At 57.6% G+C, this 22035-nt stretch carries 16 protein-coding genes; 5 read left to right on the top strand and 11 right to left on the bottom strand.

Features of this window, described 5'->3' with window-relative positions; all coding sequences use genetic code 11:
• Positions 1-32: 32 nt before the first annotated feature.
• Together rcsC and gyrA are read right to left on the bottom strand one after the other, a co-directional pair.
• On the bottom strand, positions 33-2885 hold the full coding sequence (rcsC, locus tag ABVR31_RS06700; protein WP_372772191.1) for a two-component system sensor histidine kinase RcsC: 2853 nt from the start codon (positions 2883-2885) through the stop codon (positions 33-35).
• A gap of 167 nt (positions 2886-3052) precedes the next feature.
• A complete protein-coding gene (gene gyrA, locus ABVR31_RS06695; RefSeq protein WP_021509233.1) occupies positions 3053-5692 on the bottom strand; it encodes a DNA topoisomerase (ATP-hydrolyzing) subunit A in 2640 nt (879 codons plus the stop codon).
• 176 nt (positions 5693-5868) lie between these two features.
• On the opposite strand from gyrA, the gene ubiG reads away from it, so the two are divergent.
• The 4 genes from ubiG to yfaE all read left to right on the top strand — a co-directional run bounded on the left by ubiG (position 5869) and on the right by yfaE (position 10975).
• Positions 5869-6594, top strand: coding sequence for a bifunctional 2-polyprenyl-6-hydroxyphenol methylase/3-demethylubiquinol 3-O-methyltransferase UbiG (ubiG, locus tag ABVR31_RS06690; RefSeq protein ID WP_021509232.1), 726 nt, complete (start codon positions 5869-5871; stop codon positions 6592-6594).
• Between the two features lie 627 nt (positions 6595-7221).
• The gene (gene nrdA, locus ABVR31_RS06685) at positions 7222-9507 is read left to right on the top strand and encodes a class 1a ribonucleoside-diphosphate reductase subunit alpha (RefSeq protein ID WP_021509231.1); all 2286 of its coding nucleotides are present in this window, start codon (positions 7222-7224) and stop codon (positions 9505-9507) included.
• A gap of 74 nt (positions 9508-9581) precedes the next feature.
• Positions 9582-10712, top strand: a complete 1131-nt coding sequence (gene nrdB / locus ABVR31_RS06680; RefSeq protein WP_021509230.1) for a class Ia ribonucleoside-diphosphate reductase subunit beta — start codon at positions 9582-9584, stop codon at positions 10710-10712.
• Between the two features lie 2 nt (positions 10713-10714).
• Positions 10715-10975 carry a class I ribonucleotide reductase maintenance protein YfaE gene (yfaE, locus tag ABVR31_RS06675; protein WP_021509229.1) on the top strand — a complete coding sequence of 87 codons (261 nt, stop codon included), beginning with the start codon at positions 10715-10717 and terminating at the stop codon, positions 10973-10975.
• Positions 10976-11338: 363 nt separating this feature from the next.
• Here the strand turns inward: yfaE and ABVR31_RS06670 are convergent, their stop codons facing one another.
• Positions 11339-12535, bottom strand: a complete 1197-nt coding sequence (locus ABVR31_RS06670) for a nicotinamide mononucleotide deamidase-related protein YfaY (protein ID WP_372772188.1) — start codon at positions 12533-12535, stop codon at positions 11339-11341.
• Positions 12536-12687: 152 nt separating this feature from the next.
• Positions 12688-12996, bottom strand: a complete 309-nt coding sequence (gene elaB, locus ABVR31_RS06665) for a stress response protein ElaB (protein ID WP_021509227.1) — start codon at positions 12994-12996, stop codon at positions 12688-12690.
• A 288-nt stretch (positions 12997-13284) separates the two neighbouring features.
• Between elaB and ABVR31_RS06660 the strand changes: the two genes are divergently transcribed.
• A complete protein-coding gene (locus ABVR31_RS06660; protein WP_031280040.1) occupies positions 13285-14943 on the top strand; it encodes a glucan biosynthesis protein D in 1659 nt (552 codons plus the stop codon).
• A gap of 28 nt (positions 14944-14971) precedes the next feature.
• Here ABVR31_RS06660 and ABVR31_RS06655 read toward each other — a convergent pair whose 3' ends face one another.
• From ABVR31_RS06655 to nuoI, 7 genes are all read right to left on the bottom strand, one after another.
• Entirely contained in the window at positions 14972-15424 is a 453-nt protein-coding gene (locus ABVR31_RS06655) for a GNAT family N-acetyltransferase (protein WP_021509225.1), read from the bottom strand.
• A gap of 175 nt (positions 15425-15599) precedes the next feature.
• Positions 15600-17057 carry an NADH-quinone oxidoreductase subunit NuoN gene (gene nuoN, locus ABVR31_RS06650; protein ID WP_031280039.1) on the bottom strand — a complete coding sequence of 486 codons (1458 nt, stop codon included), beginning with the start codon at positions 17055-17057 and terminating at the stop codon, positions 15600-15602.
• 6 nt (positions 17058-17063) lie between these two features.
• Positions 17064-18584 (bottom strand): NADH-quinone oxidoreductase subunit M, encoded by a 1521-nt coding sequence (gene nuoM / locus ABVR31_RS06645; protein WP_031280038.1) that lies wholly within the window; start codon positions 18582-18584, stop codon positions 17064-17066.
• A 208-nt stretch (positions 18585-18792) separates the two neighbouring features.
• Entirely contained in the window at positions 18793-20628 is a 1836-nt protein-coding gene (gene nuoL / locus ABVR31_RS06640) for an NADH-quinone oxidoreductase subunit L (RefSeq protein ID WP_372772185.1), read from the bottom strand.
• Positions 20625-20927, bottom strand: coding sequence for an NADH-quinone oxidoreductase subunit NuoK (nuoK, locus tag ABVR31_RS06635; protein WP_013509877.1), 303 nt, complete (start codon positions 20925-20927; stop codon positions 20625-20627). The genes nuoL and nuoK overlap by 4 nt, the downstream gene beginning before the upstream one ends.
• Positions 20924-21475: an NADH-quinone oxidoreductase subunit J gene (nuoJ, locus tag ABVR31_RS06630; RefSeq protein WP_021509221.1), complete on the bottom strand. Its 552-nt coding sequence runs from the start codon at positions 21473-21475 to the stop codon at positions 20924-20926. Before nuoJ ends, nuoK begins: the two co-directional genes overlap by 4 nt.
• Before the next feature lie 10 nt (positions 21476-21485).
• The gene (gene nuoI / locus ABVR31_RS06625; RefSeq protein WP_021509220.1) at positions 21486-22028 is read right to left on the bottom strand and encodes an NADH-quinone oxidoreductase subunit NuoI; all 543 of its coding nucleotides are present in this window, start codon (positions 22026-22028) and stop codon (positions 21486-21488) included.
• Between the last annotated feature and the right edge of the window lie 7 nt (positions 22029-22035).

Below are 22035 nucleotides of genomic sequence, written 5' to 3'. Positions count from 1 at the left end.
GGTGCTTCGGCACCGCCTCTCCTCTGCCCTGCTTATCCTTCCCGGCTTTTGCGAACGCGTTCGGCATACAGCGCCAGCGTGGTTTTCAGTACATCCAGCGTCACCGGTTTTGACAGGCAGTTATCCATGCCGGCATCCATACAGCGCTGTTTCTCTTCCGCCAGTGCGTTAGCGGTCACCCCAATCACCGGGAAAGCATGCCCCAGCTGGCGCAGACGCTGCGTTAGCCGGTAGCCGTCCATGTTTGGCATGTTGACGTCGCTCAGCACGATATCGATATGGTTACGGCTGAGCACGTTGAGCGCATCCACGCCGTCCTGCGCCGTTTTGGTCTGATAGCCCAGCGTGCCGAGCTGTTCAGACAGCAGCATGCGGTTAATCGGATGGTCATCGACAATCAGCACCATGATGTCTTCATAGCTGGATGCCTGCTGCGGCACCGGCAGTTCCAGCGTGGTCACCGTTTCGCTGTCGATGGCAATGCGATAAATCCGGCCCAGCAGCAGCGGCAGATCGTGTAGCGTCGCGCTGCTGTGCACCCACTGTCCCGGCGTCGTTTCCTGCGGCATATCAATGTGTTCACCGCAGATACGGATGCGCGCGCGTACCGTCTGCGCTGGCGCGTCGTGGTGATCGCAGATCATCACATCGTCCGCCCCAGCCCGCCCCTGATAGTGCGCAACCTGGATGCCCTGCTGCTGGAGCAGACGCAGCAGGAAGGCCGCCAGATAGTCGTTGCGCAGGTCGAGCCAGATGGCTTTTTCCTGCAGACCATCCAGCAGCGGCGGCGCGGGTTGCTGTCCGGCGTAGATCGGAATACGCACCACAAACTGGCTGCCCATGCCCGGTTCAGAGTCGACTTCGATGTCGCCATCCATCATGTTGATGAGCTTTTCACAGATCGCCAGTCCCAGCCCGGTGCCCTGGAAATTACGCTGCACGCCGGAGCCGACCTGGAAGAACGGGTCGAACAGGCGCGTGATCTCCTTCGCCGGGATTCCCACGCCGGTGTCGCGCACGCGAAACGCCAGATATCCCTCTTTCACATAGGCGTGCAGGATAATGCAGCCGGTGTGGGTGAACTTGATGGCGTTGTTCAGCAGGTTGGAGATCACCTGCTGCAGGCGCAGCGGATCGCCATCCAGCGCCAGCGGCACATCGTTCTCGATAAACACATACAGCATCAGGCGCTTGCGCACCACCAGCGACAGATAGTTGCTGGCAATATGGTTGACCACCTCACGCGGCGAGAAGGGGCGCGGCTCAATCTTCAGCTGCTCGGACTCGATCTTCGAGAAGTCGAGAATATCGCTGATGATTTTCAGCAACAGGCTGGATGAGTTGTTCATCGCCGTGACCAGCGAATCCACGCCCTTCGGCAGCGATTTGGTCTGCAGCAGATCGAGGTTACCGATAATGCCGTACAGCGGCGTCCGCAGTTCGTGACTGACGGTAGCAAGGAACATCGATTTGGACTGGCTGGCCTGCTCGGCGGCGTGCGCCATCTCCTGCAGCGACTGCTCCATGCGCACGCGCGCCGAGACGTCGACCAGCACGCAAATCGCCACGTTCTCGTTGCGGTAGCGCGAATGCACAAAGCTGATTTGCAGGTTAGTGTTACTGCCGGTCAGCATATCGACAAAATTAACCTGCTGGCCGCCGATGATTTCGTTCAGCCGCAGGCGATCTTCCTGCGTCAGCAGCGTCAGATAGTTATGCGCCAGTTCATTACTGAGGATGTTGGTGCCATCGCTGGTACGCAAAATACAGATGCCGACCGGCGCTGACGCGACAATCTTGCGGTTGAACTGCTCGTGCTCCTCCAGCCGATGAGCGTTGTCTTCCGCCGGCAGGAACATGCGGCGTTCGAACACCCACGCCAGGGTAAACAGAATCAGCGCGCTGAGGATATTGAGCAGCAACGCGTTGATCAGCATCAGCTTGAGCTGATCCATCAGCACATCGGTCGACAGCGACCACACCACATTGAGGCTGGACGGCGGCAGCGGCTTTTTCAGCACCAACTGACGATAGCCGTCAAGATAACCAAACCAGGTGCTGTTGTCCGGCAGATCGTCCAGTGAATAACCGGGTCCGCCGCGTCGTGAGCTGATCAGCGGGCGATAGTTTTCGTCGGTGATGGTGGCCACCAGCGGCAGCCCGCCGGGCTGAATAAATTCATCCAGGCGAATGTTCTGCTCCACGCCGAGCAGCGCCTGCAGTTTGTTGGCGACATAGACCGGCACCACCATGTAGAAGTTGCCGATGCCTGGCTGGCTGCTGTTGGTAATCCAGTACATTGGATTACGCCGCTCTTCCTCGTTGCCGCTGCGGTAGTGCAGCACGTTTTCGCGCAGCGCCTTCAGGCTGCGTTCGCGATCGACCGGATTATTGTTACCGATGGTGAAGTCTGCCAGGCACTGATTTTCGCCGCCGATAAAGAACACCCGATTGAGTTCATAGGCTGAGGCAAAATTGCTTTTCCAGTAGTTAATGAAATAGCTCAGGGAATCGAGCGAGTTACGCCAGGTGTTGCTCATTGACGTGCAGTCACCGTCGGTAAACAGCGGCGTAAACTGCGGCAGCGTGCTTTTGCCGCCCGGCATGCCGTTGAGCATATCCAGCCCGTTGACGCTGCTGCTCAGGCGATTCTCAGTGATGTATTTCAGCTCGCGCATCACATCCGCTGAGTGGCGCACATACCATTCGGCCTGACCATAATTGGTGGCAAACTCCTGGCGCACCGCGTTCTCTTTCTCGTGCAGCACATTGATGATATAGAAAGTGGTCAACAGTGCACCCAGCGACCAGAGCAGCAGTGCCAGCGCACGAAACAGGTAGCGCGAGATGCGAAGCGTGGTGCGAAAGGAGACGAGATATTTCAAAAGAGACTCACTGGCGGCAAGGGTTATCGGGACGTTGAAAAGTTCTCATACACTAGCTTTATCAGGGCGAAAAAGCCAGTTGGCACGCGACTTTGGGAGTGAAAGTCAGACAAAAAAAACGGCAGGTCGGTTGCCCTGACCTGCCGCTTGTGACAGACAACGAACGGTTACTCTTCGTCGTCTGTTTCCGGTGCGTCGTCGTCGCTGTCGACTTCCGGCGCGATATCGTCTTCGCCTTCTGCCACGCTGCCGTCGATGGCGTCGAGTTCTTCCTCTTCCACCGGTTCAGCGACGCGCTGCAGGCCGACCACGTTTTCATCTTCCGCGGTACGAATCAGGATCACGCCCTGCGTATTACGGCCAACCACGCTGACTTCCGACACGCGGGTACGCACCAGCGTACCGGCATCGGTGATCATCATGATCTGATCGCTGTCCACCACCTGTACCGCGCCCACCACTGGCCCGTTACGCTCGGTGACTTTAATCGAGATCACGCCCTGCGTGGCGCGCGATTTGGTCGGATACTCGCTGTTAGCAGTACGCTTGCCGTAGCCGTTCTGCGTTACGGTGAGAATCGCGCCCTCTTCACGTGGCACAATCAGCGACACCACTTTGTCGCCTTCGGCCAGCCTGATGCCGCGTACGCCCGAAGCCGAACGGCCCATGGCGCGCACCGCGCTCTCCGCGAAGCGCACCACTTTACCGGCGGCAGAGAACAGCATCGCTTCGTCGTTACCGTTGGTCAGCGCCACGCCAATCAGCTCATCGTCTTCACGCAGGTTGATGGCAATGATGCCGGCACTGCGCGGACGGCTGAACTCCTGCAGCGCCGTTTTCTTCACGGTACCGTCTGCGGTCGCCATGAAGATGTTGAAGCCTTCGGTGTATTCGCGCACTGGCAGAATCGCGGTGATACGCTCGTTGGCTTCCAGCGGCAGCAGGTTGACGATTGGACGACCGCGCGCGCCACGGCTGGCTTCCGGCAGCTGATAGACCTTCATCCAGTAGAGGCGGCCACGGCTGGAGAAGCACAGAATGGTGTCGTGGGTGTTGGCCACCAGCAGACGATCAATAAAGTCTTCTTCTTTAATGCGCGCCGCCGATTTGCCCTTACCGCCGCGACGCTGGGCTTCATAGTCTGACAGCGGCTGGTATTTGACGTAGCCCTGATGCGACAGGGTGACCACCACATCTTCCTGGTTGATCAGGTCTTCGATGTTGATGTCAGCGCTGTTAGCGGTGATTTCCGTGCGGCGTGCATCGCCAAACTGATCGCGCATCGCCACCAGCTCTTCACGGATCACTTCCATCAGGCGCTCGGCGCTCTGCAGGATGTGAATCAGCTCGGCAATCTGGTCCAGCAGCTCTTTGTACTCGTCGAGCAGTTTTTCATGCTCAAGGCCGGTCAGTTTCTGCAGACGCAGATCAAGAATGGCCTGTGCCTGCTGCTCGGTCAGGTAGTAGCGACCGTCGCGAATACCAAACTCCGCTTCCAGCCACTCCGGACGCGCGGCGTCGTCACCGGCACGTTCCAGCATGGCGGCGACGTTGCCGAGATCCCACGACTGCGCCAGCAGGCCGCTTTTCGCTTCGGCTGGCGTCGGAGCCCGACGAATCAGCTCGATAATCGGATCGATGTTGGCCAGCGCAATCGCCAGACCTTCAAGGATGTGCGCACGATCGCGCGCTTTACGCAGTTCGAAGATGGTACGACGCGTCACCACTTCACGGCGGTGGCGAACGAAGGCTTCAATGATCTCCTTCAGCGTCATGATCTTCGGCTGGCCCTGATGCAGGGCAACCATGTTGATGCCGAAAGAGACCTGCAGCTGCGTCAGCGAGTAGAGGTTGTTGAGCACCACTTCGCCGACCGCATCGCGTTTCACTTCAATGACGATACGCATGCCGTCTTTGTCAGATTCGTCACGCAGGCCGCTGATGCCCTCAACGCGCTTCTCTTTCACCAGCTCGGCAATTTTCTCGATCAGGCGCGCTTTGTTCACCTGATACGGGATTTCATTGACGATGATGGTTTCACGACCGGTTTTGGCGTCGGTTTCGATCTCGCCGCGCGCGCGGATGTAAATTTTACCGCGCCCGGTGCGGTAGGCTTCTTCAATGCCACGACGACCGTTGATAAAGGCGGCGGTCGGGAAATCCGGCCCGGTAATGTGCTCCATCAGCCCTTCGACGCTGATGTTTTCATCTTCGATAAACGCCAGACAGCCGTTGATCACTTCCGTCAGGTTGTGAGGCGGAATGTTGGTCGCCATGCCGACGGCAATACCGGAGGAGCCGTTGATCAGCAGGTTAGGAATTTTGGTCGGCAGGACTTCTGGGATCTGCTCGGTGCCGTCATAGTTCGGCACAAAGTCGACCGTCTCTTTTTCCAGGTCAGCCAGCAGTTCAGAGGAGATCTTCGCCATGCGCACTTCGGTATAACGCATCGCTGCGGCGGAGTCGCCGTCGACCGAACCGAAGTTACCCTGACCGTCGACCAGCATGTAGCGCAGGGAGAACGGCTGGGCCATGCGCACGATACTTTCGTATACAGCGGAGTCACCGTGTGGGTGATATTTACCGATAACGTCACCGACCACACGGGCAGATTTTTTATAGGGTTTGTTCCAGTCGTTACCCAGTTCGCTCATGGCAAAAAGCACACGGCGATGCACCGGCTTCAGGCCATCACGTACATCGGGTAAGGCTCGGCCAACGATGACCGACATGGCGTAATCGAGGTAGGAGTTTTTCAACTCTTCTTCGATATTGACCGGTGTAATTTCTCTCGCAAGGTCGCTCATGGAGCCGCTATCCCTCTACATAATCCCGGATTTTAAAGGTGCGAAAGTATATCACATCGCTTGCGTGCGGTGAACGTAAAGCAGGGTTTTGTGGCGCTTTTCCTTTGCGCTGAGAGATGCCTCGCAGGGTTTATGCGTTTATACTGGTGGCATATTTTGTCAGGAGTCATGATTCAATGAATGAACAACCGCAGGAAAGCCGCCAGAACGTCGACCACGCCGAAATTGCTAAGTTTGAGGCGGTTGCATCACGCTGGTGGGATTTAGAAGGTGAATTTAAGCCGTTGCACCGCATTAATCCCCTGCGTCTTGGCTGGATTGCCCAGCACAGCCATGGGCTGTTTGGTAAGAAAGTGCTGGATGTCGGCTGCGGCGGCGGCATTCTCGCCGAGAGCATGGCGCGTGAAGGGGCGGAGGTCACCGGTCTGGATATGGGCGCCGAGCCGCTGGAGATCGCGCGCCTGCACGCGCTGGAGAGCGGCGTGAGCGTCAATTACGTGCAGCAGACGGTTGAAGCCCATGCGGCCAGCCATGCCGGTCAGTACGACGTGGTGACCTGTATGGAGATGCTGGAACACGTGCCGGATCCGCGTTCCGTGGTGCTGGCCTGCGCGCAGCTGGTGAAACCGGGCGGCGAAGTGTTCTTCTCCACCATCAACCGTAACCCCAAAGCCTGGCTGCTGGCGGTGTTTGGTGCTGAATACGTGCTGCGCATGGTGCCGCGCGGTACCCATGACGTGAAAAAATTCATTCGTCCCGCCGAGCTGCTGAACTGGGTGGACGAAACCGCCCTGCGTGAACGCAATATGACTGGCCTGCACTACAATCCGCTGACCAATCAGTTCCGCCTTGGCCGCGGGGTGGACGTCAATTATATGGTGCATACCCACCGTCAGGCATAAACGACCTGTTTGGCCTGCCTGCCCGTGGGCAGCGCTGTGGTAGCGGCGCGATGTATTACGCGAAAAATCGCGCCGCTATGGAATTTACGACCGGCAATTTACCCAACTGAACGGCATAACGCTTTACAAACTGCCAGCCCTCCTTTCACTTCCGACCGCCTCCGGTTTATCACGTGCTGGCCCTATCCAGATCAATTTCCTTTTAGACGCTGCGATGCGCTTTTTGTAAGGTGAAAAGGTCATAAAAAATTCATAAGCAAACGCAGATAAGTTCGCTGCTGACGGAGCGGCGCGGGCTTTTTTCGCCTGGGAAATTTCCCGAATCGCAGCGGTTGAGCAATAAACACGCGCTCGATCAAAAATTGAAAAAAAACCTGTTATCCGTTGACACCAGGTGCAGGCCTTGTGGCGTGGGGATCCAGGATTTTCCCCACCCCCCAGGGCGTAAAATTTTGTGAAAATCAACTCTTGTGATGATCCGATTGCTGACTAGAATACTCACCATATTGTTGTTCAAACTTTCCGCACCCCCTATATATAGTGTTTATCCACAGGCTTACTCACAATGAGCCGCCTGTGAATAGACGGGGGATAATTTTGTATTTCATGGACAGGTAAACACGCGACATGAACCAAAGTCTGCTCGTTACGAAACGCGATGGCCGCCAGGAGCGCATCGACCTCGATAAGATTCACCGGGTGCTGGACTGGGCAGCTGAAGGGCTGAACAATGTCTCCGTCTCGCAGGTTGAGTTGCGTTCGCACATCCAGTTTTACGATGGCATCAAAACCTCGGACATTCACGAGACCATCATCAAAGCGGCTGCCGATTTGATCTCCCGTGACGCGCCTGATTACCAGTACCTGGCCGCGCGTCTGGCGATCTTCCACCTGCGTAAAAAAGCGTACGGTCAGTTTGAGCCACCGAAGCTGTACGACCAGGTAGTGAAAATGGTCGAGATGGGCAAATACGATCGCCATCTGCTGGAAGATTACAGCACCGAAGAGTTTGAGCAGATGGACGGCTTCATCGACCACTGGCGCGACATGAACTTCTCCTACGCGGCGGTGAAGCAGCTGGAAGGCAAATATCTGGTGCAGAACCGCGTCAGCGGTGAAATCTACGAGAGCGCCCAGTTCCTGTATATTCTGGTCGCCGCCTGCCTGTTCTCCGGCTATCCGCGCGATACGCGCATGGATTACATCAAGCGTTTTTACGATGCGATCTCCACGTTCAAGATCTCGCTGCCTACGCCTATCATGTCCGGCGTGCGCACCCCGACCCGTCAGTTCAGCTCCTGCGTACTAATCGAGTGCGGCGACAGCCTGGATTCCATCAACGCCACCTCCAGCGCTATTGTGAAATATGTGTCACAGCGTGCCGGCATCGGCATCAACGCGGGCCGCATTCGTGCGCTCGGCAGCCCGATCCGCGGCGGTGAAGCGTTCCACACCGGCTGTATCCCGTTCTATAAGCACTTCCAGACGGCGGTGAAATCCTGCTCGCAGGGCGGCGTGCGCGGCGGTGCGGCAACGCTGTTCTACCCGATGTGGCATCTGGAAGTGGAAAGCCTGCTGGTGCTGAAAAACAACCGCGGCGTCGAAGGCAACCGCGTGCGTCACATGGATTACGGCGTGCAGATCAACAAGCTGATGTACACCCGCCTGCTTAAAGGCGAAGACATCACCCTGTTCAGCCCGTCCGACGTGCCAGGTCTGTATGACGCGTTCTTCGCCGATCAGGATGAGTTTGAGCGTCTGTATACCAAATATGAGAAGGACGACAGCATCCGCAAGCAGCGCGTGAAAGCCGTCGACCTGTTCTCGCTGATGATGCAGGAACGTGCCTCAACCGGCCGTATCTACGTGCAGAACGTTGACCACTGCAACACCCACAGCCCGTTCGATCCGGCCATTGCGCCAGTGCGTCAGTCTAACCTGTGCCTGGAAATTGCACTGCCGACCAAACCGCTGGAAGACGTCAACGACGAAAGCGGCGAGATTGCGCTGTGCACCCTGTCCGCCTTTAACCTCGGTGCGATTGAAAGCCTGGACGATCTGGAAGAGCTGGCGACGCTGGCAGTGCGCGCGCTGGATGCCCTGCTCGATTACCAGGATTACCCGATTCCGGCGGCAAAACGCGGTGCGATGGGTCGTCGTACCCTGGGTATTGGCGTGATCAACTACGCCTATTACCTGGCGAAACACGGTGTGCGCTACTCCGACGGCAGCGCCAACAACCTGACGCACAAAACCTTTGAAGCCATTCAGTACTGGCTGCTGAAAGCCTCCAACGAGCTGGCGAAAGAGCAAGGTGCCTGCCCGTGGTTTAAAGAGACCACTTATTCGCAGGGCATTCTGCCGATCGATACCTATAAAAAGGATCTCGACAGCGTATGTAATGAGCCGCTGCACCTTGACTGGGAAGCGCTGCGTGAGTCGATTAAAACCCACGGCCTGCGCAACTCCACGCTGTCTGCACTGATGCCGTCTGAGACCTCTTCGCAGATTTCGAACGCCACCAACGGTATCGAGCCGCCGCGCGGTCACATCAGTATCAAAGCGTCGAAAGACGGGATTCTGCGCCAGGTGGTGCCGGAGTATGAGCGTCTGAAAGATCAGTACGAACTGCTGTGGGAGATGCCATCAAACGACGGCTATCTGCAGCTGGTGGGCGTGATGCAGAAGTTTATCGATCAGGCGATTTCATCGAACACCAACTATGATCCAGGCCGTTTTGCCAATGGCAAAGTGCCGATGAAACAGCTGCTGAAAGATCTGCTGACCGCGTACAAATTTGGCGTGAAGACCCTGTACTACCAAAACACCCGTGACGGTGCCGAGGATGCGCAGGACGATCTGGCGCCGTCTATTCAGGACGATGGCTGCGAAAGCGGCGCCTGTAAAATTTGATCGAAAGGCGCCTGCGGGCGCCTTATCGTGTCTGGGCCAGCAGCGGCTGGCCCGTTTCACTTTTGGACTTAGTCATGGCTTACACTACTTTCTCACAGAACAAAAATGACCAGCTGAAAGAGCCGATGTTCTTCGGCCAGTCAGTGAACGTTGCCCGTTTCGACCAGCAGAAATACGACATCTTTGAAAAGCTGATCGAGAAGCAGCTCTCTTTCTTCTGGCGTCCGGAAGAGGTTGACGTCTCGCGCGATCGCATCGACTATCAGGCGCTGCCGGAGCACGAGAAGCACATCTTCATCAGTAACCTGAAGTATCAGACGCTGCTGGATTCCATTCAGGGCCGCAGCCCGAACGTAGCGCTGCTGCCGCTGATCTCGATTCCCGAGCTGGAAACCTGGGTGGAAACCTGGGCGTTCTCCGAGACCATCCACTCACGCTCGTACACCCACATCATCCGTAATATCGTCAACGATCCGTCACTGGTGTTTGATGACATCGTGACTAACGAGCAGATTCTGGCGCGCGCGCAGGATATCTCGAAGTATTACGATGATCTGATCGAGATGACCAACTACTGGCATCTGCTGGGTGAAGGCACGCATCAGGTGGCGGGCAAGAGCGTGACCGTGAATCTGCGTGCGCTGAAGAAGCAGCTGTATATCTGCCTGATGAGCGTTAACGCGCTGGAAGCGATTCGCTTCTACGTCAGCTTTGCCTGCTCGTTCGCCTTCGCCGAGCGCGAACTGATGGAAGGCAACGCCAAGATTATTCGTCTGATTGCCCGTGACGAAGCGCTGCACCTGACCGGCACCCAGCATATGCTGAATCTGATGCGTACCGGTGAAGACGATCCTGAAATGAAAGAGATCGCCGCCGAATGCCGCGACGAGTGCTTCGACCTGTTTAAGAAAGCAGCCGAACAGGAAAAAGAGTGGGCTGAGTATCTGTTCAGCGGCGGCTCAATGATTGGTCTGAACAAGGACATTCTGTGTCAGTACATTGAGTACATCACCAATATCCGCATGCAGGCAGTGGGCCTTGATCTGCCGTTCCAGACGCGTTCTAACCCGATTCCATGGATTAACTCGTGGCTGGTGTCAGATAACGTGCAGGTGGCGCCGCAGGAAGTTGAAGTGAGCTCCTATCTGGTGGGTCAGATCGACTCCGAAGTGGGCGAAGACGACTTCAACGATTTCCAGCTGTAAGCATGAGCCGTTCCGTGGTCATCCTGCGCAGCTCCGGCTCCCGGCTGGAGTGCGCAGACGAACACCCTAATCTGCTGACGACGCTGGAAGCACACAATGTGTGCGTCGAGTTTCAGTGTCGCGAAGGCTACTGCGGCTCCTGCCGCATGCGTCTGCTGAAAGGCGAAGTGGATTATGCGGAAACCCCACTGGCGTTTATTCAGCAGGGCGAGATTCTGCCCTGCTGTTGTAAGGCCAGAGGGGAGATTGAGATCGAGCTGTAACCTGCCGCTACACCAAACCCAAAAGTCCTTTAATGCTGCAACATCCATACAGGTCGTCAGAGAGGTTGCCGCTTGCTGCACCGGCGTAAATCCATCCCTGGAGCCTGCCGCCGCGCCGTCCTGGCGCGGAGGCTGCTGCAAGCGGCAACCTCCCCCACGCCCTATCAGGCTTCTTCATTGCGGTAACAGAACGTCACCCTGCAGCGACACCAATGCTAACGGGAAGAGGGGATGTTGAGCTAAGCCGGACGTCACGCGGCAAGGATGCCGCGTGTCGAGGCCCGCAGGGAGCGGGTTTTGCCGTTCCGGGCGTGCTCAACTTCCCCTCTGACCTTGCTGATGATTACCGCCAGCACGATCGGGTTAGCTCTTCACCGTCTCCAGGACATCAATCCAGCCGTGACCGGTACTGACTTCACTGCCGTGCAGCCAGCGGCGCAGCATATTCATCGCCATCATCGCCACCACTTTCTGCCGGGTTTCCAGATTGTGCCGCCCGTGGGTAAATTTCACCCGCTGGCCCCAGCTGGCTTCCGGGGTGTGCAGCGCAATCGACACTTCCCCTTCCTGCAGATCGCCAACCGACAAGGCCAGCGCCGTGCCCTGCTGAGCGGCTAACTGACGCGTGCGCGTAACCTGCGCTTCCAGCGACTCCTCACGTGCCGGCAGCAGCTCGGCGGCGCTAAGCGGCACCTGCGCGGCGGCCAGCTGCCAGTGCAGCAACCCGGCTGTGTATTGTTCGCTCAGAGCAAGGCGGAAGCCGCGATCGTGCAGTTCCCGCGCCAGCACGGCTGGCAATCCTTCAAAGCCTTCAAAAATGGTGCACTCGGCCAGCAGTAACTTAACCTGCTGCCACACCTGCTCCATCGCCACGCGCTGGCTGGCCGGGCCGGTCAGTTTGATCTCAATGATGGGCATCGACGAACGGTAGCCCATCACCACGCCTTCCGGCAGCGGCAGCGGTTCAAGCTCGGCGGCGATATCGCTCTCGCCGCGGCCAAAGGTGGTCAGACGCAGGCACAGCGGGGGTTCTGGCAACGTAAAACGCGCCTTAAGACGCGGAATAATCTGCTGCTCAACCATCACTTTGAATTCTGACGGCACGCCGGGGGTGAAGAAAATCCAGCAGCGATTAAGCTGCAGGGCAAACCCACAGGCGGTGCCGACCGGGTTATCGATCAACTCGGCATTGGCCGGAATCTCCGCCTGCTTGCGATTACTGGGTGCCATGAGCCGCCCGCGGCTGGCAAACCAGGCTTCCATCTTCTCCAGCCACGCCTGCTGCAGCACCAGTTCGCTGCCGCTGGCGGTGGCCGCTGCCTGGGCGCTGAGATCGTCGCTGGTCGGCCCGAGACCGCCGTTCACAATCAGCACGTCGGCAACCTGACTGCGGCTCTGTAGCGCTTCAACCAGCGAGCTCATTGCATCGCCGACCGTGCTGCGACTGGTCATCGGCAGGCCGTGCTGAAACAGTATATCGGCCAGCCACGCGGCATTGGTATCGACAATCTGCCCATGTAACACTTCATCGCCCGTTGAGAGCATTTCGACACGTATCACGATCTCTTCTCCTTATCCCTGTGGCTTTCACTGTAGGGAGCGCGCAGGCGAAACACAATCGCCACCGGTGCGAAATAGCGGGTTAATCGCGATGCGGAAAGGAAACAGCGGGAAAGCGGGATCGGGCGCGACGGACATCGCGCCCACGGGGATTAACGGCGCGCCAGCAGCAGGCCAACAAACAGACCGGCAGCCGCACCGATACCAATGCCCTGCCACGGTTTTTCATGCACGTAATCGTCGGCACGATACGCTGCCTGTTTGGCACGATAGTAATAGCTGTCGGACGCCTGGCTCACGCGATTCTTCACGTCTTCCAGCGCCTGCTCGGCTTTCTGCTTCAGTTCGATATATTTCTGGTCCGCCGGATCGCCCGAGGAGCGCAGCACTTCTTCCAGCGTTTCTGTCAGCAGCGCCAGATCGTCATCAAGACGGGTTTCAAATTGATCGGTAGATGACATGTTCACAATCCTCCATGTTTAAATGCGGTGTCGATTAACTATAGTCATAAATTGCGTTTTTGCGCCGCGACGTCATCCGCTGACTGCGCTTTTTGCCGCGCTGAACGCAAAGTTACGTCATCCGGGGCGTTGCACGCGGAATTGTGCTTCGTTTATTTGATTAATCTGATAAATTTTCAGCGGACTGAATTTTTTATTTTCGCCACTGTCGTAACCCCCTGTAGCCTGACGCTAAATGTCTTGCGACAGCCTCAATACACCCGAGCAGCTAAGGAAAAGATTTCCGGCATGAATCGTAGAAAATTTATGAAAGCGTCCATGGCCCTCTCTGCCGTTAGCGGCATGACCGGGCTCTCCTCGCTGTTTGCGCAGTCCGCCTGGGCCGATGATGGCATCGCCGACGGAACCGCCGTGCGCTTCGATTTCGATGTGCTGAAAAAGAAAGCCGCGGCGCTGGCCAAACAGCCCTGGGGCGGCGCGCCCGGCCCCCTGCCCGCGACCCTGGCCAATCTGACACCGCAGGCGTATAACGAAATTCAGTACGACGCTAACCACTCACTGTGGAACAACATCGCCGACCGCGAGCTGGATGTGCAGTTCTTCCACGTTGGCATGGGCTTTAAGCGCCGCATTCGCATGTTCTCCGTGGACGCCGCCAGCCGCGAGGCGCGGGAAATCCACTTCCGTCCGGAACTGTTTAATTATCACAACGCCAACGTGGATACCCAGCAGCTGGTGGGTAAAACCGACCTCGGCTTTGCCGGTTTCCGCGCCTTTAAAAAGCCGGAGCTGGCGCGACGCGACATCGTTTCTTTCCTCGGTGCCAGCTACTTCCGCGCGGTAGATGAAACCTACCAATATGGCCTGTCAGCCCGTGGCGTCGCGGTTAACACCTTCAGCAATGGCCAGGAAGAGTTTCCCGACTTCACCGCCTTCTGGTTCGAAACACCCAAAGCTGAAGACACCACCTTTGTGGTGTATGCACTGCTGGACGGGGCCAGCGTCACCGGTGCCTACAAATTCACCATCCACTGCGAAGAAAAACGCGTGGTGATGGAGGTGGAAAACCACCTGTTTGCGCGCAACGAGATTCGTCAGCTCGGTATTGCGCCAATGACCAGCATGTTCAGCTGCGGCACCAACGAGCGCCGCATGTGCAATACCTATCACCCGCAGATTCATGACTCCGATCGCCTGGCGATGTGGAGCGGCAGCGGCGAGTGGATTGCCCGTCCGCTGAATAACCCGCAGCGCCTGCAGTTTAATGCCTATCAGGATGAAAACCCGCGCGGCTTCGGTCTGCTGCAGCTGAACCATGATTTCAAAGATTACCAGGACGTGATTGGCTGGTATGACAAACGCCCCAGCCTGTGGGTGGAGCCGATCGGTAAATGGGGTAAAGGCGCCATCAACCTGATGGAGATCCCGACGACCGGGGAAACGCTGGATAACATCGTCTGCTTCTGGCAGCCGGCCGAGCCGGTCAAGGCTGGCAGCGAGTTTAATTTCCAGTACAAACTCTACTGGAGCCAGCTGCCGCCGGTCCGCAGCGGTCTGGCCCGCGTTGATGCCACGCGCACCGGTATTGGTGGCTTCCCGGAAGGCTGGGCACCGGGCGAACACTTCCCGGACCAGTGGTGCCGCCGCTTTGCTATCGATTTCATTGGCGGCGACCTGCAGGCGGCCGCGCCGAAAGGCATCGAACCGGTAATCACCGTGTCGTCCGGCACCTTCAAACAGGTGGAGATTCTCTACGTCGAACCGCTGAAAGGTTACCGTATCCTGTTTGACTGGTATCCGAACAGCGACTCAACCAAACCGGTGGATATGCGCCTGTTCCTGCGCACCAAAGATGAGACGCTGAGCGAAACCTGGCTGTATCAGTACTTCCCGCCACCGCCCGATCAGCGCAAGTACACCGACGACCGGCAGATGACGCCGGGCTAACCTGCACGGCGAGGCCAACACCTCGCCGTTAGTTTTTCTGCATGCCGACGTGCGGAATATTATCTTCCAGATAAACGTCCGTGACCGCCCGGAAGCCCAGGCGACCATAAAAGCCTTCCAGATGCGCCTGCGCGGACAGATATACCGCCCGCTGCGGCCAGTGCTGTTCGCAGCTGTTCAGCGCCTGCTCCATCAGCCGATAGCCCAGTTTCAGGCCGCGCGCCTCTTCCGACACAATCACCCGACCAATGGTCACCGGCGAAGAAGCCAGCGCGGGCGTCAGCAGACGCGCATAGGCCAGCAGTTTGCCATCAAGAAAGCCCAGCAGATGGCGGTTATCAGCCGTCAAATCCTGGCCATCTATATCCTGATACGGACAGGCCTGTTCGACGATAAACACCTGATTGCGCAGCGCCAGCACGGTATACAGCTGCTGCGCGGTCAGTTCACTGTGGTGGCAATCAAGCCATTGCATATCCATCATGCTTCCTTGTCTGAGCGAAAAAAGTGATCTTCACAGCCTATCACAGCGCATGCGCTAAACGCAGTGGGCAGCACGTAACAGGGGCGGACACGCGGAGCAATGTGATCAAACTCTCAAATTGCAGGCAAAAAAAATCAGGCCCGCAGGCCTGATTGTGAAGATGACGCGCTGTTTACATCAGCGGCTGGGCCAGCTGCACCAGCGTGATGAGCGGCTGCGGATAAACACCGAGCAGCAACACGAGGATGGCGGAGATCAGCACCACCACACCACCTGCGGTGAACGCCCAGTTGGCCGGGGTATCGCGGGTGTGCAGTTCCGGCGGGCTAAGGTACAGGCTCACCGTAACGCGCAGGTAGTAATACAGACCAATGGCGCTACCGGCGACAACCGCCGCGGTCAGCCACCACAGATGCGCGTTAACACCGGACGCGATGACGTAAAACTTACCGATAAAGCCCAGCGTCATCGGGATGCCGGCCAGCGACAGCATCATCACCGTCATCACGGCGGAGAGAATCGGACGATGCCAGAACAGACCGCGATACGAGTAAAGCGTATCCGCATCCGGACCACGGTACGGGCTCGACATCAGGCTGACCACACCGAAGGCGCCGAGGCTGCTGAACAGGTAACCGGCCAGATAGACACCGGCGGTTTCCAGTGACAGCTGATGGGTTTTCACCGCAATCAGCGCCACCAGCAGATAGCCAAGATGCGCGATAGATGAATAGCCGAGCAGACGCTTGATGTTGCTCTGCGAAATCGCCATCAGGTTACCGAACAGGATCGAGACGAAGGCAATCACACCCAGCACGGTGCGCACTGCTTCACTGTCGGTCACCGGTGCGTACATGAACAGACGCATGATGACCGCAAAGATAGCGATTTTGCTGGCGGTGGCGAGGAAGGTCGAGACCGGAGCCGGCGCGCCCTGATAAACGTCTGGCGTCCACAGATGGAACGGCACCAGCGACAGCTTAAAGCCAAGACCGATGATCATCATGCCCAGCCCGACCAGCAGCAGCGGCTGCTGAATCATGCTGTCATTCAGGCTCTTGCCGAGCTGCACAAAGCTCAGGCTGCCGGAATCGGCGTAGACCAGCGCAATACCGAAGATCAGGAACGAGGAAGCTGCAGCCGACAGAATCATGTACTTCAGCGCCGCTTCCAGCGAGCGCTTCTGACGGAAGGCGTAGCCGATAAGACCAAACAGCGGCAGCGACAGCAGTTCGATACCGATGAACAGCGCCGCCAGGTGGTTGGCGCTGGCCAGCACGATCCCGCCCAGCGCCGCGATCAGCACCAGCAGATAGAACTCATCTTTGTTGTCCGGGAAACCGGCCAGCCACGGATAAGCAAAGGTGCAGGTTGCCAGACTCGCCAGCATCACCAGCGCGGTATAGAACATCGAATAGCCATCCACGCGCAGCAGCGGCGTGACATCCATGGCGCCCACGTGGCCCACAAACCACAGCGACAGCAGCGCGAGGTTGAGACCGATGACCGTCAGCGTGGCATTAACAAAGTGGTTGCGTCGCCACGCAATGGACAGCATCACAACCACCACCGTCAATCCGACGATTAACAGCGGTAGCAACGCGATCAATTGTTGAGGAGTTATTGTCATGGCGAATTACGGCCTTGTAGTTGAAATTGAAGCGGTAAACCACTGCTGAATATTGCTCATCGCAGCATGGGACGTGTCGAGGATTGGCTGCGGATAAACGCCCAGCAGCACCAGCAGCACGACCAGTACACCGATGGTCAGGAATTCGCGCGGCGACATTCCAGCCAGCGGCTCTTTTGATTTGGCTTCGCCGTAGTAAGCGCGCTGCATCATGATCAGCGAGTACACCGAGGCAAATACCAGGCCGAAGGTGGCAATCACGATAATCAACGGCACCACCTGATAGCTGCCGGTCAGAATCATGAACTCACCCACAAAGTTACCGGTGCCCGGCATACCGAGGTTGGCCACGGCAAAGAACAGCGACAGGCCCGGAATCCACTTGATGCGCGACCACAGGCCGCCCATCTGGCGCATGTCACGGGTATGCAGACGTTCATACAGCTGACCGCACAGGATGAACAGCGCCGCGGCCGACAGGCCGTGCGCAATCATCTGCACCACCGCGCCCTGGAACGCCAGCTGGCTGCCGGTGTAGATGGCAATCAGCACGAAGCCCATGTGCGAAATCGAGGTGTAAGCGATCAGGCGTTTGATATCGGTCTGCGAGAACGCCATCCACGCGCCGTAGAAGATACCGATGATGCCGAGCCACATGGCGATCGGCGCGAACTCCGCCGAGGCATTCGGGAACAGCGGCAGGCTAAAACGCAGCAGGCCGTAAGCCGCAGTTTTCAGCAGGATACCGGCAAGGTCAACCGAACCAGCGGTCGGTGCCTGGCTGTGGGCATCCGGCAGCCAGCCGTGCAGCGGCACCACCGGCATTTTCACCGCAAAGGCGATGAAGAAGCCGAGCATCAGCAGATACTCAACGGTGTGTGACATTGGCGTTTTCAGCAGCTCTTCATAGCTGAACGTCCAGACGCCAGTGGCGTTGTAGTGCACGAACACCAGCGCCAGAATGGCAATCAGCATAACCAGACCTGACGCCTGGGTGTAGATGAAGAATTTGGTTGCCGCGCTGATACGGGTTTTCCCGTCAGACGCTTTGTGACCCCAGAGCGCGATGAGGAAGTACATCGGCACCAGCATCATTTCCCAGAAGAAGAAGAACAGGAACATGTCGATGGCGAGGAACACGCCGATCACGCCGCCGAGAATCCACATCAGGTTGAGGTGGAAGAAGCCCTGATACTTTTCGATTTCATTCCACGAGCAGAGTACCGCCATCAAACCCAGCAGGCCGGTCAGCACCACCATCAGCAGCGACAGGCCATCCAGCGCCAGATGGAAATTAATGCCAAAGCGTGGGATCCACGACACCAGGAAAGTCGACTGCCACTGCGGCAGGCCCGCAGCCTGCGTCAGCGAATAGCCTCCCTGCAGCCACAGCTGCAGGCCCAGCGCCAGCGTCAGCCCCATGGTGATCAGGGCAATCCAGCGCGGCACCTTCGCGCCAAGGCGCTCAGCCAGCCAGCAAAGCAAGCCCCCAACAAAGGGTATAATTATTAGCCAAGGTAATAACACGGCGTACATTCCCTATTTTCGTCTTCGTTCAGGCTATCTGACGCGCCTGTTTCGCCTCGCCCGCGCGGGCAATGTTCACGTATTACTACGCGCCGGTTGCTGCGCTGACGAACACCAAACTGACTGCGTTGATCTCACCCGTGCATCAGACAATTTTGAACATTCTTACGTGGGGCGCTAAACCATCGCGCGCCCCGCTCATCAATCGTTAAATCACCAGCATCAGCGCCAGCACCACCACGGCACCGACGCTCATCGACGCGATATACCAGCGCAGATAGCCGTTCTCACTCACCACCAGACCTTTATTACCGATGCGCGACAGCAGCGCCGGCAGGTTCATCAGGGAGTTGAGCGGATCGCGCTGCAGCAGCCAGGCAATGCCAAGGTACGGTTTAACAAATACCTTGTCGTACAGCCAGTCAAAGCCCCAGGCCGCAAACCACCAGGTGCCGAAGAAACGGCCCGGCGCGCTGTTGGCGATGCGGGTGACCAGCTGACGTTTGCCCAGCCACAGCGCGGCGGCAATCAGGATACCGATAATCGCCACGGCACCCGAGGTGATTTCCAGCGCCACTTTGCCGGTTTCACCAAACTCGTTCTGTGGCAGCACGCCCGCCAGCGGAGGCGTAATCAGCGCGCCAACGAAGGTCGAGAGCACCAGCAGCACAATCAGCGGCAGGTGATGCGTAATGCCTTTACCGGCATGCGCATGAATTTTCTCTTCGCCGTGGAACACGATGAAGATCATGCGGAAGGTGTAGATTGAGGTAAGGAATGCACCCACCAGACCGGCGACCATCAGATTGATGTGACCGTTAGCCAGCGCACCGAACAGAATCTCGTCCTTACTGTAGAAGCCGGCGGTAATCAGCGGCAGCGCAGCCAGCGCGGCACCGCCCACCAGGAAGCAGACATACACCAGCGGGATGCTCTTACGCAGACCGCCCATTTTGAAAATGTTCTGCTCGTGATGACAGGCCAGAATCACGGAACCGGAGGAGAGGAACAGCAGCGCCTTGAAGAACGCATGGGTCATCAGGTGGAAAATCGCGGCGTCCCACGCCTGTACGCCCAGCGCCAGGAACATGTAGCCGATCTGACTCATGGTGGAGTAAGCCAGCACGCGTTTGATGTCGGTCTGCACCAGCGCGGCGAAGCCCGCCAGCAACAGCGTAATCGCACCAACGATACCCACCAGATGCAGCACTTCCGGCGTCAGCAGGAACAGACCGTGGGTGCGGGCAATCAGATAGACGCCTGCGGTTACCATAGTGGCAGCGTGGATCAGCGCGGAGACCGGCGTCGGACCGGCCATCGCATCGGCCAGCCATGTCTGCAACGGCAGCTGTGCCGATTTACCCACGGCACCACCCAGCAGCATCAGCGTCGCCCACTGCAGCATGTGGTTGTCCGCCGCGAAGTGCGCCGGAGCCAGCTCCATCAGCTCACGGAAGTTCAGCGTACCCAGTTCGTTGTAGAGAATGAACAGCGCAAAGGCGAGGAACACGTCACCGACACGGGTGATAATGAAGGCTTTCATCGCCGCTTTGCCGTTTTCCGGATTGCTGTAGTAGAAGCCAATCAGCAGGTAGGAACACAGCCCTACCCCTTCCCAGCCCAGGTACATCAGCATCAGGTTATCGGCCAGCACCAGCACCACCATGCTCGCGATGAACAGGTTAGTGTAAGCGAAGAAGCGTGAATAGCCCTCTTCACCGCGCATGTACCACGAAGCGAACATGTGGATGAAGAAGCCGACGCCGGTAACCACCGACAGCATGGTCAGCGACAGACCATCCAGCACCAGGTTCACTTTGATGTCAAAGTTACCGACGTGCATCCAGGTCCACAGCGCCTGGGTAAACGGCTGCTGACCCTGGCTGAAGAAGTCCATGCCCACAAATACGGTGGTCAGCGCCGCAAGGCCCACTGACCCCATCCCCACCGCAGCCGACAGGTTCTCCGACCAGCGACCACGGGAAAACGCCAATAGCAGGAAGCCAATCAGCGGAAATAATACGGTTAAATAGAGAAGATTCATCCGCGCATCTCGCTCACTGTGTCAATGTTCAGCGTCTGACGACGACGATAGAGCTGGAGCAGCAGCGCCAGACCAATACTGGCTTCCGCCGCCGCGAGGCTGATTGCCAGGATGTACATCACCTGGCCGTCGGCTTGTCCCCAGTAGCTGCCTGCCACCACCAGCGCCAGCGCCGCGGCGTTGATCATGATCTCCAGACCGATCAGCATAAACAGCAGGTTGCGGCGCAGTACCAGCGAGGTCAGGCCGAGAACAAACAGCACAGCAGCCAGAATCAGGCCGTGTTGTAACGGGATCATGCGTGCTCCTCCTTATTGGCCGCCGCGTCTGACACGCGGTTGCTCAGCACTTCGCCCTGACGATCTTCACGTCCGATATGGAACGCCACCACCAGACCGGCCAGCAGCAGCATTGACGCCAGCTCAACCGCCAGAACATACGGGCCAAACAGACTGATGCCCACCGCTTTGGCATCGATGACGGTGCCATCAATACCCTGGTCGGTCGCGGTCAGGATGGCGTAGATCATCACCACCAGCAGCAGCAGCGAGACAATGCCCGGACCGATCCACAGCGACGGCTTCAGCCATTCGCGCTCCTGATCCTGCTGGGTTTTACCCAGGTTGAGCATCATCACCACGAACACAAACAGCACCATGATGGCACCGGCATAGACGATGATCTCCAGCGCACCGGCAAAATAGGCACCCATGGAGAAGAACACGCCGGCAATCGACAGCAGCGAAACAATCAGGTACAGCAGCGCATGTACCGGATTGGTGTGGGTGATGACGCGCAATGTCGTCAGCACCGCCACCAGTCCGCAAAGATAAAACGCAAATTCCATACCTGGCTCCTTAAGGTAATAAGCCTTTAACGTCGATCGGTTTGGCTTCGTTTTCCGCGTCGCCTTTGTCTTTACCGTCGATCGCCATACCTGCCATGCGGTAGAAGTTGTACTCCGGATATTTACCCGGGCCGGAAATCAGCAGGTCTTCCTTCTCATACACCAGATCCTGACGCTTGAACTCACCGAGTTCGAAGTCCGGCGTCAGCTGAATCGCGGTGGTCGGGCACGCTTCTTCACATAAACCACAGAAGATGCAGCGCGAGAAGTTGATGCGGAAAAATTCCGGATACCAGCGGCCATCCTGCATCTCCGCTTTCTGCAGCGAAATACAGCCGACCGGGCAGGCAACGGCGCACAGGTTACAGGCTACGCAGCGCTCTTCGCCGTCCGGATCGCGCGTCAGCACGATACGGCCACGGTAGCGCGGCGGCAGATAAACCGGCTCTTCCGGATACATCTGGGTTTCGCGCTTGGCGAAGGCATGCATGCCAATCATCCAGATACTGCGCACTGTCGTGCCGAAGCCAACGACAATATCTTTTAAAGTCATCTCAAAA

This window comes from Pantoea sp. WEP (genome assembly GCF_041678305.1).
GTDB lineage: Bacteria > Pseudomonadota > Gammaproteobacteria > Enterobacterales > Enterobacteriaceae > Pantoea > Pantoea dispersa.
This window is presented reverse-complemented; position numbering and strand designations above follow the sequence as displayed.